The sequence below is a fragment of the Mesorhizobium sp. WSM4849 genome (assembly GCF_055811385.1).
In genome coordinates this window covers 39,909-55,850 of sequence record NZ_JBVVPW010000007.1, presented here as the reverse complement: position 1 = coordinate 55,850, position 15,942 = coordinate 39,909, and the positions used below count along the sequence as shown (strand labels likewise).

15 protein-coding genes are annotated in these 15,942 nt (G+C 63.3%); all 15 read left to right on the top strand.

Annotated features, from left to right (window positions below; genetic code table 11):
* Positions 1-135 precede the first annotated feature (135 nt).
* The 15 genes from AC0L3L_RS09375 to AC0L3L_RS09305 all read left to right on the top strand — a co-directional run bounded on the left by AC0L3L_RS09375 (position 136) and on the right by AC0L3L_RS09305 (position 15,905).
* Positions 136-384, top strand: a complete 249-nt coding sequence (locus AC0L3L_RS09375) for a hypothetical protein (protein ID WP_473637350.1) — start codon at positions 136-138, stop codon at positions 382-384.
* Positions 385-397: 13 nt separating this feature from the next.
* The gene (locus tag AC0L3L_RS09370; RefSeq protein WP_473529353.1) at positions 398-664 is read left to right on the top strand and encodes a DUF1488 family protein; all 267 of its coding nucleotides are present in this window, start codon (positions 398-400) and stop codon (positions 662-664) included.
* Between the two features lie 135 nt (positions 665-799).
* Entirely contained in the window at positions 800-1,210 is a 411-nt protein-coding gene (locus AC0L3L_RS09365) for a DUF3168 domain-containing protein (protein ID WP_473529352.1), read from the top strand.
* Between the two features lie 176 nt (positions 1,211-1,386).
* Positions 1,387-1,686: a hypothetical protein gene (locus AC0L3L_RS09360; RefSeq protein ID WP_473637349.1), complete on the top strand. Its 300-nt coding sequence runs from the start codon at positions 1,387-1,389 to the stop codon at positions 1,684-1,686.
* Positions 1,687-1,806: 120 nt separating this feature from the next.
* Positions 1,807-2,472, top strand: coding sequence for a response regulator transcription factor (locus tag AC0L3L_RS09355; protein WP_473637348.1), 666 nt, complete (start codon positions 1,807-1,809; stop codon positions 2,470-2,472).
* Positions 2,456-3,907 (top strand): ATP-binding protein, encoded by a 1,452-nt coding sequence (locus tag AC0L3L_RS09350; protein ID WP_473637347.1) that lies wholly within the window; start codon positions 2,456-2,458, stop codon positions 3,905-3,907. Before AC0L3L_RS09355 ends, AC0L3L_RS09350 begins: the two co-directional genes overlap by 17 nt.
* Positions 3,908-4,064: 157 nt before the next feature.
* The gene (locus AC0L3L_RS09345) at positions 4,065-4,505 is read left to right on the top strand and encodes a hypothetical protein (protein ID WP_473489716.1); all 441 of its coding nucleotides are present in this window, start codon (positions 4,065-4,067) and stop codon (positions 4,503-4,505) included.
* A 220-nt stretch (positions 4,506-4,725) separates the two neighbouring features.
* The gene (ccmI, locus tag AC0L3L_RS09340; RefSeq protein ID WP_473489717.1) at positions 4,726-5,859 is read left to right on the top strand and encodes a c-type cytochrome biogenesis protein CcmI; all 1,134 of its coding nucleotides are present in this window, start codon (positions 4,726-4,728) and stop codon (positions 5,857-5,859) included.
* A 3-nt stretch (positions 5,860-5,862) separates the two neighbouring features.
* Positions 5,863-6,306: a cytochrome c maturation protein CcmE gene (ccmE, locus tag AC0L3L_RS09335; RefSeq protein ID WP_473489718.1), complete on the top strand. Its 444-nt coding sequence runs from the start codon at positions 5,863-5,865 to the stop codon at positions 6,304-6,306.
* A 5-nt stretch (positions 6,307-6,311) separates the two neighbouring features.
* Entirely contained in the window at positions 6,312-8,303 is a 1,992-nt protein-coding gene (locus tag AC0L3L_RS09330; RefSeq protein ID WP_473637346.1) for a heme lyase CcmF/NrfE family subunit, read from the top strand.
* Positions 8,300-8,767, top strand: a complete 468-nt coding sequence (locus AC0L3L_RS09325; protein WP_473489720.1) for a cytochrome c-type biogenesis protein — start codon at positions 8,300-8,302, stop codon at positions 8,765-8,767. Before AC0L3L_RS09330 ends, AC0L3L_RS09325 begins: the two co-directional genes overlap by 4 nt.
* 130 nt (positions 8,768-8,897) lie before the next feature.
* Positions 8,898-10,427 carry a Do family serine endopeptidase gene (locus AC0L3L_RS09320; RefSeq protein ID WP_473489721.1) on the top strand — a complete coding sequence of 510 codons (1,530 nt, stop codon included), beginning with the start codon at positions 8,898-8,900 and terminating at the stop codon, positions 10,425-10,427.
* 372 nt (positions 10,428-10,799) lie between these two features.
* The gene (locus AC0L3L_RS09315) at positions 10,800-11,474 is read left to right on the top strand and encodes a response regulator transcription factor (protein WP_123149880.1); all 675 of its coding nucleotides are present in this window, start codon (positions 10,800-10,802) and stop codon (positions 11,472-11,474) included.
* A gap of 1 nt (position 11,475) precedes the next feature.
* Positions 11,476-12,945, top strand: a complete 1,470-nt coding sequence (locus tag AC0L3L_RS09310) for a sensor histidine kinase (protein ID WP_473489722.1) — start codon at positions 11,476-11,478, stop codon at positions 12,943-12,945.
* Complete coding sequence (locus tag AC0L3L_RS09305; RefSeq protein ID WP_473637345.1) at positions 12,945-15,905, top strand: bifunctional [glutamine synthetase] adenylyltransferase/[glutamine synthetase]-adenylyl-L-tyrosine phosphorylase; 2,961 nt, start codon at positions 12,945-12,947, stop codon at positions 15,903-15,905. Before AC0L3L_RS09310 ends, AC0L3L_RS09305 begins: the two co-directional genes overlap by 1 nt.
* Positions 15,906-15,942: the final 37 nt, after the last annotated feature.

Here is a 15,942-nt window from a genome sequence, read left to right as displayed (position 1 = left end):
CTAGTATTATTTCATGATGTCTTTCAGACATTTGATCAATCAAAAACATTTTTGAAAATTGGTTTTTCCGTTCCGAGTTCCTATTTTAGGTGAGGAACTAATTTTCATCACCTCAGCGAAAAGGAGATTTTATCAATGGCGGAACTCAATCAGAATATCATGGAAAAAGCTGAAGCGCGCTTCATGGAGAAGCAGAAGAAAACTGCGGAGCGAAACCAGGCTACGGCCGAATATGTTTCCGAGGCCAAAGCCAGGGCTATCAAGACCGAAAGGTTGCGGGCGCTGCGGCTGGCCAAGGAAGAGGCCGACCGTGCGGCGGAAGCCCTCAATCCCGTCGCTCCCAAGAAAAAGCGGGCGGCAGTCAAGAAGGCGGGAACCGCTTAACGGCGGTCAAGTCATGAGCCTGACATTTCCAAATCTAAGCCGAAGCTACGACGAGGCGAGCCGACGGATCCGCTTCGTCGGTTATGACGGCATGTCCCAGATTTCTTTCTTTGTCCATGCAGACGCCATCTCGACGGCACCGCCGGAGACGGCGACAGCCGAAGCCACGTATCTCGCCGCCTTCGATTCGGCCGTCGGTCCCATACATGACGTCGCAAGGAACGCTTATGCCCGTACCGGCAAGAGCATGTATGTGCTGACAGCGGCCGATTTTCGATAGATCCCGACCGTCCGCGCGATCGGGACCTTGGAAATCCAGTGATCTGGCGCCAGACCGTCAACGCGGCTACGCTGCAAGGGGAAATCGCTGTCGGGGTGAAGGCCTGTTCAGCCGTGACGGGCGAGGGAGAAGACGATGACCGCGCCGGCCGCCGCGCTGCAGAAGGTCTTGTTCGAAGCGTTGAACGGTGATGGTTCCCTGTCAGTGGCATTGGGCGGCGCAAAACTGTTCGATCATGCCCCGGAAAATGTCCCATTCCCCTATGTCACCTACGGCCGGACCAGCGTCTACGACTGGACAACCGGCATGGAGAACGATGCAGAGCAGCTTTTCACGCTGCATTTCTGGTCGAAGTCCGAGGCCAGGAAAGAAATGCTCGATGTTATGGACCTTGTCAGCACCCGCCTCCAGGATGCGGCGCTCGCGCTCGACAAGCATCACCGCATCAATCTCAGGCTCGAATTCACCGAGGCCCGTTACGACGAGGACCTTTCAGCCTATCACGGGCTGCTGCGCTTTCGCGCCGTGACGGAAGAAAACGCCTGACGCGCTTTCAATCTGGCTGCAACACAGTCTAGACTGGCGCTTGGATGAATTTGCCGGGTTGGGGCGGCCAAAATCATAAGGTTGGTTGTCTCGCGTTTCAGGGGGTGAGATAGGCATGTGTTGCAGGCGTTCACTGTTCATTTCACGTTCAGCACCGATGCGTTAGGACGCTGATCATGAAAACGCTTCACTCCCATTTCCGAACCGCGACATTGGCGCTCTGCGCTGCCGGTCTGTTTGCGTCGCAGGCGACGGCGCTGCCGGTCGTCGTGCCCGAGCAGAACCGGCCGATCATCCTGGCTTCCTCCGACTGCTACGCGATCGGTCAGCAGGTTGCCGAGCAGAATGGCGGCACGCTGGCCAAGGCGTCGCAGTCGACGCGCGGTGGCCAGCCGGTCTGCGTCATCGTCGTGCTGGTCCCGGGCAAGGACGGGCAGCGTCCGCGCCGCACCGAGATCGTCGTTCCGCTGAACTGATCCCTCCCGTTTCCCAGGCGCTGGAATCGGCCTATATCTCACGCCCAGCTTCTCAACAGGGCAACTCTTCAACAGGGCAGTTCTTCAACAGGCCAGATCTTCAACAGGTATGATCCCCGCATGCGCGTACTCGTTGTCGAAGATGACAAGGATCTCAACCGGCAGATATCAGACGCGCTGGTCGATGCCGGCTATGTCGTCGACCGGGCTTTCGACGGTGAGGACGGGCATTTCCTCGGGGATACCGAACCCTATGATGCCGTGGTGCTCGACATTGGCTTGCCGCAGATGGACGGCATCAGCGTGGTCGAGCGCTGGCGGCGCGGCGGCCGCAAGATGCCGGTCCTAATTCTGACGGCGCGCGATCGCTGGAGCGACAAGGTATCCGGCATCGACGCCGGCGCCGACGATTATGTCACCAAGCCGTTCCACATCGAAGAGGTGCTGGCCAGGGTTCGGGCGCTCATCCGGCGCGCGGCCGGCCATGCGTCGTCCGAGCTGACATGCGGGCCGCTGCGGCTCGACACCAAGGCCTCCAAGGCCGATGTCGACGGCGTGCCGCTCAAGTTGACGTCGCACGAATTTCGCCTGCTTGCCTATTTGATGCACCATATGGGCGAGGTCGTGTCCCGGACCGAGTTGGTCGAGCATCTCTACGATCAGGATTTCGACCGCGATTCCAACACAATCGAGGTCTTTGTCGGGCGGCTTCGCAAGAAGATGGGCATCGACATGATAGAAACCGTTCGCGGCATGGGCTATCGAATGCGTGAGCCGGAGGCGTAAGGCGGAACCGCTCAAACAGACTGCAAGAACGCCGCTTTCACTGCGGTTCTGGCCGCGTTCGCTGGCGTTCCGGGTGATCGCCTTTTCCACGGTCTGGGCGATACTCACTCTGATTGTCATCTTCACGCTGATCACGACCCTCTATCGCCAGGCGAGCGAGCGCGGTTTCGACAGCTTGTTGTCGGCGCATCTGTTCAATCTGATCGGCTCGGTCGGCGTGTCCGAAGGCGGTTCGCTGACCGGCGCTCCCGACCTTGGCGATCTTCGGTTCTCGGAGCCGAATTCCGGCTGGTACTGGTCGGTGGAGCCTGCGTCGGAAGGCGTGCGCGGTGAGCTGCACTCCTCCTCGATGACCAAGGCGATCCTGTCGCCAAGCGTCGCCGAGGTTCCTTTCAATGCCAGCTTCCAGCGCAGCTATGCGACAGAAGGCATCGATGGCGAGGAACTGGAAGTGTTCGAGAGCGAATTCGTTCTCGACGCGAAAAATCGCGCAGCGCGCTTCCGTGTCATGGGCAACAAGACCGAGCTCGAGCAGGAGATAGGCGCCTTCCAGCGTCGCCTGCTGACCTATCTTTCCCTGTTCGGCGTCGGCATGATCGCCATCAACGCCATCGCGATCCTGTTGGGCCTGCAGCCATTGCGCCGGGTCAGGAACGCTCTCGCCATGGTGCGCGAAGGAACCGCGCAAAGGCTCGACGGTCGCTTCCCGGCCGAGATCGAGCCGCTCGCCAACGAGACCAACGCGCTGATCGAAAACAACAAGCGTATTGTCGAGCGCTCGCGGACGCAGGTCGGCAACCTCGCCCATTCGCTGAAGACGCCGCTGGCGGTGCTGATCAATGAGGGGCGGGCGCTCGGCGGCGCCAAGGGCCAGCTCATAGCCGAGCAGGCCGCCTCTATGCAGAAGCAGGTTGACCATTATCTGCAGCGCGCCCGCGTTGCGGCACAACGCGACAGCGTCGTCTACCGCACGCCGGTGGCGCCGCTGGTCCAGCGCATGGTGCGCGTGCTGCAAAAACTCAACCCGCAGACCGCTCTCTCGCTTTCGCTGCCGGCAGTCGATATCGTCTTTGCCGGCGAACGCGAGGATTTGGAAGAATTGCTTGGCAATCTGCTCGACAACGCCATGAAATGGGCAAAGAGCGCTGTCGCCGTGTCGGTGGCGCCAATCTCCGGCAAGAAGAGTGGCGTCGGCAAGGAGGGTGCTGTCGATCTATTCGAGATCAGCATCGAAGATGACGGCCCGGGCATTCCCGAAGAGAAGGCGCGCGAGGCGCTGAAGCGCGGACGGCGGCTCGACGAGACAAAGCCGGGGACCGGGCTTGGACTTGCCATTGTCGCCGACCTGGTCAACGAGTATGGAGGCGTTCTGGCTCTGGAACGGTCGAGCATGGGCGGGTTGAAGGCGGTGGTTCGATTGCGGAGCCTTCACTAGACTTATGCTTTTGCTGGGCCAGTCGACATTGATCGACGGTGCGTGATATTGCGGCATGTCGACTGGTCCCGGAGCCGTCGGCCACATCGACACTATGGCCACGCCGACTCCCCCGATGGCGCGGCCCAGCTCTAACTCAAGAAAACCGGTTGTTGGCATGAAGATTCGCGTCGCGCTCGTTTCCGCACTGCTGGCCGTTTCCGGCTGCACGACGCTGGGCAAGAGCTCTGGCCCCACGGTGGCGCCGCAGCCGGCCGCCACGCCGCCAAGTGACGGCAAGATCGCGACGACGATCATTTCCGCCATGGGGGGCGGCCTCGTCAGCGGATCCATCGGTACCGGCTTGAGCGATCCGGAAAAGCGAAAGGCGCTGGAAGCGGAATACAGGGCGCTCGAGTACACGGCGAGCGGCCACAAGGTGACATGGAAGAGCGATCGGTCGGCGCATTACGGCGAAGTCGTGCCCGCCCAGCCCTATCGTGTCGGCTCGCAGGACTGCCGGCAATACACGCATACGGTCTTTACCGGCGCTGCCGGCGCCACCGCGCGCGGAACCGCTTGCCGCAACGCCGATGGCAGCTGGACGCCACTGACGTAACGACCGGCCGGACAATGCATGTCGCGTAAAAGTGTGTAGCGGTTTTGCGATAACGACATGCATGAAAACAACAGCCTGAAGCGCGTCGCATGAGGCCGGTCGAACGCGACGCGCTTTAGGTCCGGTTGACATTAATCAAGGACAAGCGACGCATCTGCCGTCAAAGCGTCGCAGGACGCCTGTGTTGGCAGGGCAGGGCTCTGCCGTTATTGGAAGAAGCATGCTGTTCTGGGTCATAGCTGCCATTCTCACGCTGGGTGCAAGCCTGACGGTTCTGCTGCCGCTGGCCGGCGGCCCGAAGGGTGGCTCGGCTAGCAGCGATCATGACCTTGAAGTCTATCGCGACCAGTTGTCCGAGCTTGACCGGGACGTGGCGCGTGGCCTGATCCAGCCGGCGGAGGCCGAAGAGGCGCGTGCGGAGATCGCCCGCCGCATCCTTCGCCTGGACAATGCCGCCGACAAGGCAGCGGCGCGGCAGCCGTCGATGGCGACCAGATTGGTTGCGACGGCCGCGGTCCTGGCGGTTCCGCTGGTCAGTTGGGGCTTGTACAGCCAGCTCGGCTCGCCCGAGCTGCCGTCGCAGCCGCTCAGCGAGCGACTGGCCAAGAATCCCGCCGACAGTTCGGTGGACGAACTGGTGGCACGCGCCGAGGCCCACCTTGCCGCCAATCCGTCCGACGGCAGGGGTTGGGACGTTCTGGCGCCGGTCTATCTGCGCATGCAGCGGTTTTCCGACGCGGTGACGGCGTACCGCAACGCCATTCGCCTCGACGGCGACAGCGCTGCCCGCCAGGCCGGCCTCGGCGAGGCGATCGCCAGCGCAGCGGGCGGTATTGTCTCGGCCGACGCTCAGGCCGCCTTCGAGGCGGCGCTGAAGCTCGATCCGGCAAATCCGAAGGCCAGCTTTTATCTGGCGATGGGCATGGCGCAGGAAGGCCGCATTGAGGAGGCGACAGCTGGCTGGCAGAAAATGCTCGCGGCCTTGCCGCAGGACTCAGCCTGGCGCGCCGCCGTCGAGCAAGCACTGGCCGAATCCGCCAGACAGAGCGTCGCTTCGGGAGTGCCTGCAAAAGGCCCGGACGCCGGGGATGTCGATGCATCCTCGTCGATGTCGCCGCAGGACAGGGAAGCGATGATCGACACCATGGTCGCGGGACTTGATGAAAGACTTCGGCAAAACCCGCGCGATGCGGAAGGATGGATGCAGCTTATTCGTTCCTATGTCGTGCTGGGCAAGGCCGATCAGGCACGCGATGCGCTCAATCGCGGTATCGCCGTTTTTGGCTCCGATAGTGAGGAAGCGAAGAAATTCACCGCCTTTGCCGTCTCGCTTGGCCTGACGGCGACGGAGTAAAACATGACGCGCAAGCAGAAAAGACTGTCGGTGATCGCCGGAGGGTTGGCATTTCTCGGTGCCGCCACCGGTCTGACCTTCTACGCGCTCGGCCAGAAGGCCTCCTACTTCTACATGCCCGCCGATCTGACCAACGCCAGCCTGCAGCCCGGGCAGCGTATCAGACTCGGCGGCCTCGTCGAAAAAGGTACGATCGAGCGCGGTGAGGGGGCCACCGTCGCCTTTTCGGTGACCGACAACCAGAAGCAGGTCAAGGTCACCTACACCGGCATTCTTCCCGACCTTTTCCGCGAGGAGCAGGGCGTCATCACTGAAGGCACGTTTCGCCCGGACGGCGTCTTCGTCGCCGACAGCGTGCTGGCCAAGCACGACGAGAACTACATGCCCAAGGAGGTGGCCGAGAGCCTCAAGTCCAAGGGCGTGTGGCAGGAGAGCAAGAGTGAGTAACGGCCTTGGTTGAAACCGGACATTTCGCGCTGGTCCTGGCGTTCGCGCTGTCTTTGGTGCAGGCGCTGGTGCCGCTGTTCGGCGCGCGTATCAACAACCAGAAGTTGATGGCCGTCGGCGGTCCGGTCGCAGTGACCGGCTTTGCCTTGACCGCTCTCTCCTTCGCGGCGCTGGCGATAGCCTATGCAACGTCCGACTTTTCGGTGGCCAACGTCTGGGACAACTCGCATTCGCTGCAGCCGCTGATCTACAAGATCACCGGCACTTGGGGCAATCACGAGGGCTCGATGCTGCTCTGGGTGTTGATCCTGACCTTCTTCGGCGCGCTCGTCGCTGCTTTCGGCAGCAATCTTCCCGCGACCCTTCGAGCCAATGTGCTGGCCGTGCAAGGCGCGATCGGCGCCACCTTTTTCCTGTTCATCCTGGCGACGTCCAACCCGTTCGCCAGGCTCAATCCGGCGCCGATCGAGGGCCGCGATCTCAACCCGATCCTGCAGGATCTCGGCCTCGCCATCCATCCGCCGCTGCTCTATCTCGGCTATGTCGGCTTCTCGATCTGCTTTTCCTTCTCGGTCGCCGCCCTCATCGAAGGCCGCATCGACGCGTCCTGGGCGCGCTGGGTGCGGCCATGGACGCTGGTCGCCTGGATGTTCCTGACCGGCGGCATCGCCATGGGTTCCTACTGGGCCTATTACGAGCTTGGCTGGGGCGGTTTCTGGTTCTGGGATCCGGTCGAGAACGCCTCCTTCATGCCTTGGCTGGCCGGCACCGCGCTGCTCCATTCGGCGATCGTCATGGAAAAGCGCTCGGCCTTGAAGATCTGGACGCTGTTGCTGGCGATCCTGACCTTCTCGCTGTCGCTGCTCGGCACCTTCCTGGTGCGCTCCGGCGTGCTCACTTCCGTCCACGCCTTCGCCACAGATCCGACGCGCGGCGTGTTCATTCTCTGTATCTTGACACTGTTCATCGGCGGATCACTGGCGTTGTTCGCCTTTCGCGCCTCGAGGTTGACGGCCGGCGGCCTGTTTCATCCGATCTCGCGCGAGGGGGCGCTGGTCCTCAACAATCTGTTCCTGACCACGGCCACCGCCACCGTGCTGATCGGCACGCTATATCCGCTGGCCGTCGAGGCCGTTTCAGCCGACAAAATTTCGGTCGGCGCGCCGTTCTTTAACATGACGTTCGGCCCGCTGATGGTGCCGCTTCTCGTCGTGGTCCCGTTCGGGCCGCTGCTGGCCTGGAAGCGCGGCGACATTTTCGCTGTCGCCCAGCGGCTGATGGCGGCCTTCGCCGCAGCGCTTCTGGCCGTGCTGGTGACGGCCTTGTTCATCGATGGCGCGTCGGTGTTCGCAGCACTTGGCGTCGGCCTGGCCGTCTGGCTGATCTGCGGCGCGCTCACCGATATTGCCGTCAAGTCCGGCTTTGGCGCTGTGGCGCCCAGCACCATGCTCAGGCGCTTCGCCGGCCTGCCGCGTTCGGTCTTCGGCACCGCGCTCGCCCATCTCGGCCTCGGGCTGACGACGCTGGGCATCGTCGGCACGCTTTGCTTCGGCACCGAGAAGATCTTGTCGATGCGTGCAGGCGAGACCGTGCAACTGTCCGGCCACACGCTGCGTTTCGAAGGGCTCTATCCGGCCCACGGGCCCAACTATAGCGAGGATCGCGGCCGCTTCGCCCTGTTCGGCGCCGATGGACGCATTGCCGCTGCAATCACCTCGTCCAAGCGCTCCTATCCCGTCCGGCAGATGACGACGACCGAGTCCGGTATCAAGACGATCGGGTTCAGCCAGCTCTACCTCTCGCTTGGCGACGTGGCGACCGACGGCTCCGTCGTGGTGCGGCTGTGGTGGAAGCCTCTGGTGACGCTGATCTGGGGCGGCGCCCTTGTCATGATGGCAGGTGCTGCGATGTCGCTCATGGACCGGCGGCTGCGCGTCGGGGCACCGTCGCGCCGCCGCAAGTCGGCAGGCGCCGTGCCTTCCGCGAGCCTGCCATGAGCGCAAGATTTTCGCTGGCCTCGCTGATTCTGCTGCTGACGTTGTTGTTTGCCGGCGCCGCACTTGCGGTGAAGCCCGACGAGGTTCTGGCCGACCCGGCGCTCGAGGCGCGGGCCCGGACGCTTTCGGAGCAGCTGCGCTGCATGGTTTGCCAGAACCAGTCGATCGACGAATCCGATGCCGATCTTGCCCGCGACCTGCGCGTGCTGGTTCGCCAGCGCCTCGTCGCCGGCGACACCGACCGGCAGGTGATCGACTATATCGTTTCCCGCTACGGCGAGTTCGTGCTGTTGAAGCCGCGCTTCAGCCTGCGCAATGCGCTGTTGTGGGGTACGCCGGTGTTTCTGCTGCTTGTCGGTGGGATTTTCATCGTGCTGACTGCCCGGTCGCGCCGTTCGACGGCAACCAATACTTTGACCGCCGAGGAACAGGCAGAGCTGGACACTATTTTGCACCGGGACTGATGGCGGCCGCCGCCCGCAAACATTACAAAAGTTTCATGCACCGGAAATGGCGCCGTAATGTGCGCGCCCCTATTTCTCTTGCCCGAGGATGCCGACCGAAGCGCATCCCTTGAAAGAGGATACGAGACCCATGAATATTGCCCCCAATTCATATCCCCGCACCCGCAAACGCCTGATGGCTGCCGCCGCTTCAGTGGCCATTGCCGGCGCAATCGGCTTCGGCGCGGTTGCCACCGGGACAGCCCCGGTCCTGGCCGAGGCCGTGCGTGTCGAGGCGCCACAGGTCCCCAGCTTCGCCGATGTGGTCGAGCGCGTTTCGCCGGCGGTCGTCAGTGTCCGTGTCAAAGCCAAGATAGAATCGACCGCCGACGACGGCTCCGATCTGCCGGACGCTTTCGGCAATCTTCCCGATGATCCGCAATTGCGCCGCTTCTTCAGGGAGTTCCGTGGTTTTGGCGATCAGGATGGCCGGGATGGAATGCGGCGTTTCGGACGCCGTGACCGCCAGCCGCGGCCGGTCGCCCAAGGGTCCGGTTTCTTCATCTCCGAGGATGGCTACCTCGTCACCAACAACCATGTCGTCGGAGACGGCTCGTCCTTCACTGTGGTGATGCATGACGGCAAGGAACTCGACGCCAAGCTGGTCGGCACGGATCCGCGCACCGACCTCGCGGTGCTCAAGGTCGAAGGCGACGGCAAGTTCACCTATGTCGACTTCGCCGATGATTCAAAGGTTCGCGTCGGCGACTGGGTCGTGGCCGTCGGCAATCCGTTCGGCCTCGGCGGCACGGTCACCGCCGGTATCGTCTCGGCCCGTGGCCGCGATATCGGCGCCGGTCCCTATGATGACTTCATCCAGATCGATGCCTCGGTGAACCGCGGCAATTCGGGCGGCCCGACCTTCAACCTCAACGGCCAGGTCGTCGGCATCAACACCGCGATCTTCTCGCCGTCCGGCGGCAGCGTCGGCATTGCCTTCGACATTCCCGCCTCGACCGCCAAACAGGTCGTGCAGGATCTGATGAAGGACGGCACCGTCCAGCGCGGCTGGCTTGGCGTCGAGATCCAGCCGGTCACCTCCGAAATCGCCGAATCGCTCGGGCTGAAGTCCGATAAGGGCGCGCTCGTTTCCAGCGCCCAAGACGATGGTCCCGGCAAGAAGGCCGGCATATCAGCTGGTGACGTCATCACTCAGGTGGACGGCAAGGACGTCGCTTCGCCGAAGGAACTCGCTCGTCTGATCGGCGCCTACCAGCCCGGCAAGCCGGTCGACGTCACGCTGTGGCGTGACGGCAAGAGTGAGACCGTCAAGGTTGACCTCGGCACGCTGCCTTTGAGCGACAAGCAGGCTTCGGCCGACCAGCAGCCTTCCGCTCCGCCAAAGGCCGATACGCTGGCCGATCTCGGCCTCACCGTCACCAGGTCCGATGAGGGCAAAGGGCTTGTGGTGACCGATGTCGATCCCGACAGCGATGCCGCCGATCGCGGCATCCAGCCCGGCGACGTCATCACCTCGGTCAATTCGACGGAGGTCAATGGCACCGACGACGTCGCCGAGGCCATGGCCGATGCGGTGAAATCGGGCCGCAAGGCGGTGCTGATGCAGATCACCCGCGACGACAGCAACCGCTTCGTCGCGCTGCCTGTCGCCAAGGGCTGACGTTCCAGACTTTTCCGGTGCGGCGGTTTCAAACACCCCGAGCCGTCGCATGGGGAAAGCACGGGGCTTGAATGCGTTAGTCAGTCATCGTGTTCCGCCCCAGCGGCAGCGGGCTCCCATCGCCCGCTGCCGCTCGAACATTGCATGACGATATGCTCGAACAACAGAGCATCTCGCCCAGAAGTGTGAAGCGGTTTTGGGATGAGCCTCGGGCTTGATCCGAGGGTGCCGATGGCTCTGGGGCAACGACATTTCAAAACAAAGACTTACTGCGTATCCTTGAATCAAATTTGTTCGCGATACGCCCTGGTGAAGGCCACGATGCATATGCCGGCCACTCAATCTTCCAGCGAAATCGCGTATAACGGTCCCATGAAGATTCTCGTCATAGAAGACGATCGCGAGGCGGCCGATTACCTCCAGAAAGCCTTTACCGAGGCCGGCCACACCGCCCATGTCGCCGGCGACGGCGAAACCGGCTTCGCGCTCGCTGACTCCGGCGACTATGACGTGATGGTCGTCGACCGCATGTTGCCGCGCCGCGACGGCCTGTCGGTCATCGCCGGTCTGAGATCCAGAGGCAATACAACGCCGGTGCTGATCCTGTCGGCGCTCGGCGAAGTCGACGACCGGGTCACCGGCTTGCGCGCCGGCGGCGACGACTATCTGACCAAGCCCTATGCCTTTTCCGAGCTTCTGGCCCGGGTCGAGGTGCTGAACCGCCGCGCCAGCGCCAAGGAAGCCGAAACCGTCTACCGGGTCGGCGATCTCGAACTCGACAGGCTCTCTCATTCGGTGCGGCGCGCGGCGCGCGAGATCACGCTGCAGCCGCGCGAGTTCCGCCTGCTTGAATATCTGATGCGCCATGCAGGCCAGGTGGTGACGCGCACCATGCTGCTGGAAAATGTCTGGGACTACCATTTCGATCCGCAGACCAACGTCATCGACGTTCACGTCTCGCGGCTGCGCGGCAAGATCGAGAAGGGCTTCGACAAGCCGATCCTGCACACGGTTCGTGGTGCCGGCTATATGCTCAAGAGCGGGTAGCATGGCTCTCTCCATGCCGGCCATCATGAAGACGACGGCAGCGCGGCTTTCGGCGCTCTATCTCCTGCTGTTCGCCATCTGTGCGGTGCTGCTCGTCTTCTACATGACCTCGCTGTCGGCACGCATGCTGACCGGCCAGACGCAGGAGACTATCAACGACGAAGTGCTCGGCCTCGCCCGGGCCTACCAGCGCGGCGGCTTGCCGCTGCTGGTCCGCGTGGTCGAGCAGCGCTCCCGCCAGCCCGGCGCCAATCTCTATTTGATCGCCGACACCAACGGCCAGATCCTAACCGGAAACGTGCAGAGCCTGGAGCCCGGCGTTCTCGAGGCCGAGGGCTGGACGACGGCGCCGTTTTCCTACCGACGCTTCGGCGAGGGCGAGCTCGAGCGGCAGCGCAACCCGGTCGCCGACCCGAACGAACCCAGCCAGAGCGAAGTCCAGGTCGAAGGCGAGAAGGGCCACAACGCCATTGCCTTGGTGCTGCGCCTGCCGAACCAGATGATCATGCTCGTCGGCCGCGACCTTGGCGAGCCGGAGCGGTTCCGCGCCGTCATCCGCCGCGCTTTGATGCTGGCGCTCGGCATGATGGCGCTCGGCGGGTTCCTGATCTGGTTCTTCGTCGGCCGCGCGGCGCTGAAGCGCATCGACTCGGTGTCGGAGGCCAGTCGCCGCATCATGGGCGGCGACCTTTCCGGCCGGCTACCGGTCACCGGCGCCGGCGACGAGTTCGATCGGCTTTCCGAAAATCTCAATTCCATGCTGGCCAGGATCGCCACGCTGAATGAAGGGCTAAAGCAGGTCTCCGACAACATCGCCCATGATCTGAAGACACCGCTGACCAGGCTGCGCAACCGTGCCGAAGCGACGCTTTCCGGCAAGCACAGCGCTACCGACTACCGCCAGGCGCTGGAAGCGACGATCGCCGAATCCGACCAGCTGATAAAGACCTTCAACGCCATCCTGATGATCTCCAGGCTGGAGGCGGGCTATTCCTCAGAAAGCACCAGCCGGGTCGATCTGGCTGCGTCCGTGCGCGATGTCGTCGAGCTCTACGAGCCGGTGGCGGAGGAGGTGGGAGTGACGCTCGAGACCTCGGTGCAGGATGCCTTCGCCGTTGAAGGCAATCGCGAGCTGATCGGCCAGGCGCTATCGAACATCGTCGACAACGCGATCAAATATTCGACCGATTCGACATCCAAGCCGATCGTCCGCGTGACGCTCGATCGCGTCGGTAGCGAAATCAGGCTTTCCGTCACAGACAACGGCCAGGGCATTCCCGACGATGCCGATCGCGCCAGGGCGACCGAGCGTTTCGTGCGCCTGGAGAAGAGCCGCTCGCAGCCGGGCTCCGGTCTGGGCCTCAGCCTTGCCAACGCAATCATGACATTCCACAACGGACGGCTTGATCTTCTGCCCGCCGATCCCGGATTGTCCGTCGTCATGAGTTTTCCCGAACGGGAGGATCGCTGATGGCGGTGAGGGCGGCTGCGGAACAGACCAACTGGCTTCTGAATCCGGCGACAAAGCTCGTCCCCCTGGATCGGAACCGCGCCAGGCGGGAATTGTCGGAAATCGCTTCCGCTGCGCAGGAAGACGGGCTTGCCCGGCTCGCGAAATTTCTCACCGGCAAGGGCGCCGTCCAGGATTTCCTCGCCGCAGTGTTCGACCTGTCGCCATTTCTCCGCGACACAGTACGCCGCCGCCCGCAGATCGTGGATGCGCTTTTCGATGAGACCGTCGTGGCCCGGCTGGCGTCGATCGGCGCCTCCATCGACAAGGCTGCGCGGGCGGAAGCCATCTCCGAAAACAGCCTGATGATGGAGCTGCGGCAATGGAAAGCGGAAGCGCATGTCCTGATCGCGCTGGCCGACCTTGCAGGCGAGGCTGAAACAGCAGTCACAGTACAGCGGCTGAGCGATCTTGCCGACGCCTGCACCCGCGCTGCCGTCGACTTCCTGCTTCGCGACGCGCACGGACAAGGCAAGCTCAAACTGCCGGACCTCGAGGATCCGGCGCGCCGGTCGGGCTGGATCCTGCTCGGCATGGGCAAGCTGGGCGCCCATGAGCTGAACTTCTCCTCCGACATCGACCTCGTCGTTTTCTTCGACCCGCAGGCGTCTGCCGTCGTCGACCCGCTCGATGCGACGGAGCTGTTTTCGCGCCTGACGCGCCGGCTGGTCCGCATTCTCCAGGATCGCACCGAACACGGCTATGTTTTCCGCACCGACCTCAGGCTTCGTCCCGATCCCGGTTCTACGCCGCTGGCGATCCCGGTCGAGGCGGCACTGCGCTACTACGAGGCGCGCGGCCAGAACTGGGAGCGCGCCGCCATGATCAAGGCGCGTCCGGTGGCCGGCGATCTCGCCGCCGGTGCTGCGTTCCTGAAGGATCTCCAGCCCTACATCTGGCGCAAATACATGGACTATGCGGCGATCGCCGACGTCCATTCGATCAAGCGCCAGATCCACGCCCACAAGGGTCTTGGTGAGATCGCGGTGAAGGGCCACAACGTCAAGCTCGGCCGCGGCGGCATTCGCGAGATCGAATTTTTCGTCCAGACCCAGCAGCTCATCGCCGGCGGCCGCTTCCCCGAGCTGCGCGGCCGCGTGACCGTGCCGATGCTTGGCCAGCTTGCGGCACGCGGCTGGATCACGGCCGATGCGCGCGACGCGCTCGCCCGGCAATACTGGTTCCTGCGCCGCGTCGAGCATGCTCTCCAGATGGTCGCCGATGAGCAGATCCATGTACTGCCGGAGGATGACGAAGAGCTCGAACGCATTGCCCGCATTCTGGGCTTTGCCGATGCGGCGGCCTTTGCCGAGGCGTTCCGCGCCGCACTCCACCAGGTCGAACGCCACTACGCAGCACTCTTCGAAACTGCGCCCGAGCTTTCGGCGGGCATCGGCAATCTGGTCTTTACCGGCGATGTCGATGACCCCGATACGTTGCAGACCCTGCAGAGATTGGGGTTCCAGCGGGCGAGCGACATCTGCCGCGTCATCCGCGGCTGGCACTTCGGCCGCTATCGCGTCACCCAGTCGGCCGAGGCGCGCGAGCGGTTGACCGAACTGACGCCGGCGCTGCTGCAATCCTTCGGTCAGACGCGCCGGGCGGACGAGGCGTTGATACGCTTCGACGAATTCCTTGCCGGCCTGCCCGCCGGCATCCAGCTCTTCTCGCTGCTCCAGTCCAATCCGGCTCTGCTGAAGCTGCTGGCGACGATCATGGGCGCGGCCCCACGGCTGGCCGCTATCATCACGCGCCGGCCGCACGTGTTCGATGGCCTGTTGGATCCGGCCCTTTTGACCGAGCTGCCGGATCGCGCCTATCTGTCCGGCCGTCTCGCCGCCTTCCTCGAGGGCGACAGGGCCTATGAGGACGTGCTCGACCGCTTGCGCATCTTTGCGTCCGAGCAGAAATTCCTGATCGGTGTCAGGCTGCTTGCCGGCTCGATTGACCCGGCCCGCGCCGGCCGTGCCTTTTCCGATCTGGCCGATCTCACCATCGACGCGGCGCTGCGGGCGGTCATCGCCGAGTTCGCGCTGCGTCACGGTCGCATCGCCGGCGGCACCGTTGCGCTGCTCGGCATGGGCAAGCTCGGCAGCCGCGAACTGACGGCCGGCTCAGACGTCGACCTCATCCTGCTTTATGATCACGATGCGGATGCCGAAGAATCCGACGGCGACAAGCCGCTCCCCCCATCCCACTATTACTCCAGGATGACGCAGCGGCTGATATCAGCCGTGTCCGCGCCGACCGCCGAGGGCGTTCTCTACGAGCTCGACCTTCGCTTGCGGCCGTCCGGCAACAAGGGGCCGGTGGCCACCCATGTCGATGCCTTCAAGAAGTATCAGCGCAAGGACGCCTGGACGTGGGAGCATATGGCGCTGTCCAGGGCCCGCGCGATCGGTGGCGATCAGGCGCTGTGCACCGAGGTCGAGGCCGAGGTGGCGGCGGTGCTTGCCCTGCCGCGCGACAGCGCCAAGGTGATGGCCGAGGCGGCCGAGATGCGCGCGATGATCGAGAAGGAGAAGCCGTCGCGCGATCTCTGGGACATCAAGCTGATCCCGGGCGGTCTCATCGACCTCGAATTCATCGCGCAGGTGGCGGTGATCACGGGAAAGCTCGAAGCCGGCCGCCGGGTCACCGGGACAGCGGAAGCCCTGTCGAGGCTGGCGCCGGATTTCGCCGAGGCCCAGGTCAGGCAGGAGCTTTGCGATGCCTATGCGCTTTATCTGGCGCTGACCCAGATGACGCGGCTCTGCCTCACCGGGGTGTTCGAACGCGACGATGTTCCGCCGGGGCTTTTGGATCTGCTTCTGGCGGTCACCGACCTGCCGGATTTCGCTGTGCTGGAAGCGCACCTCAAGGAGACGTCGCAAAAGGTCAGAAAGGATTTCGACCTTTTGCTTCGTGCGAAACGGTCATGACGTCGCAACACCAAACGGCTGCTTTGAATTGCATCGG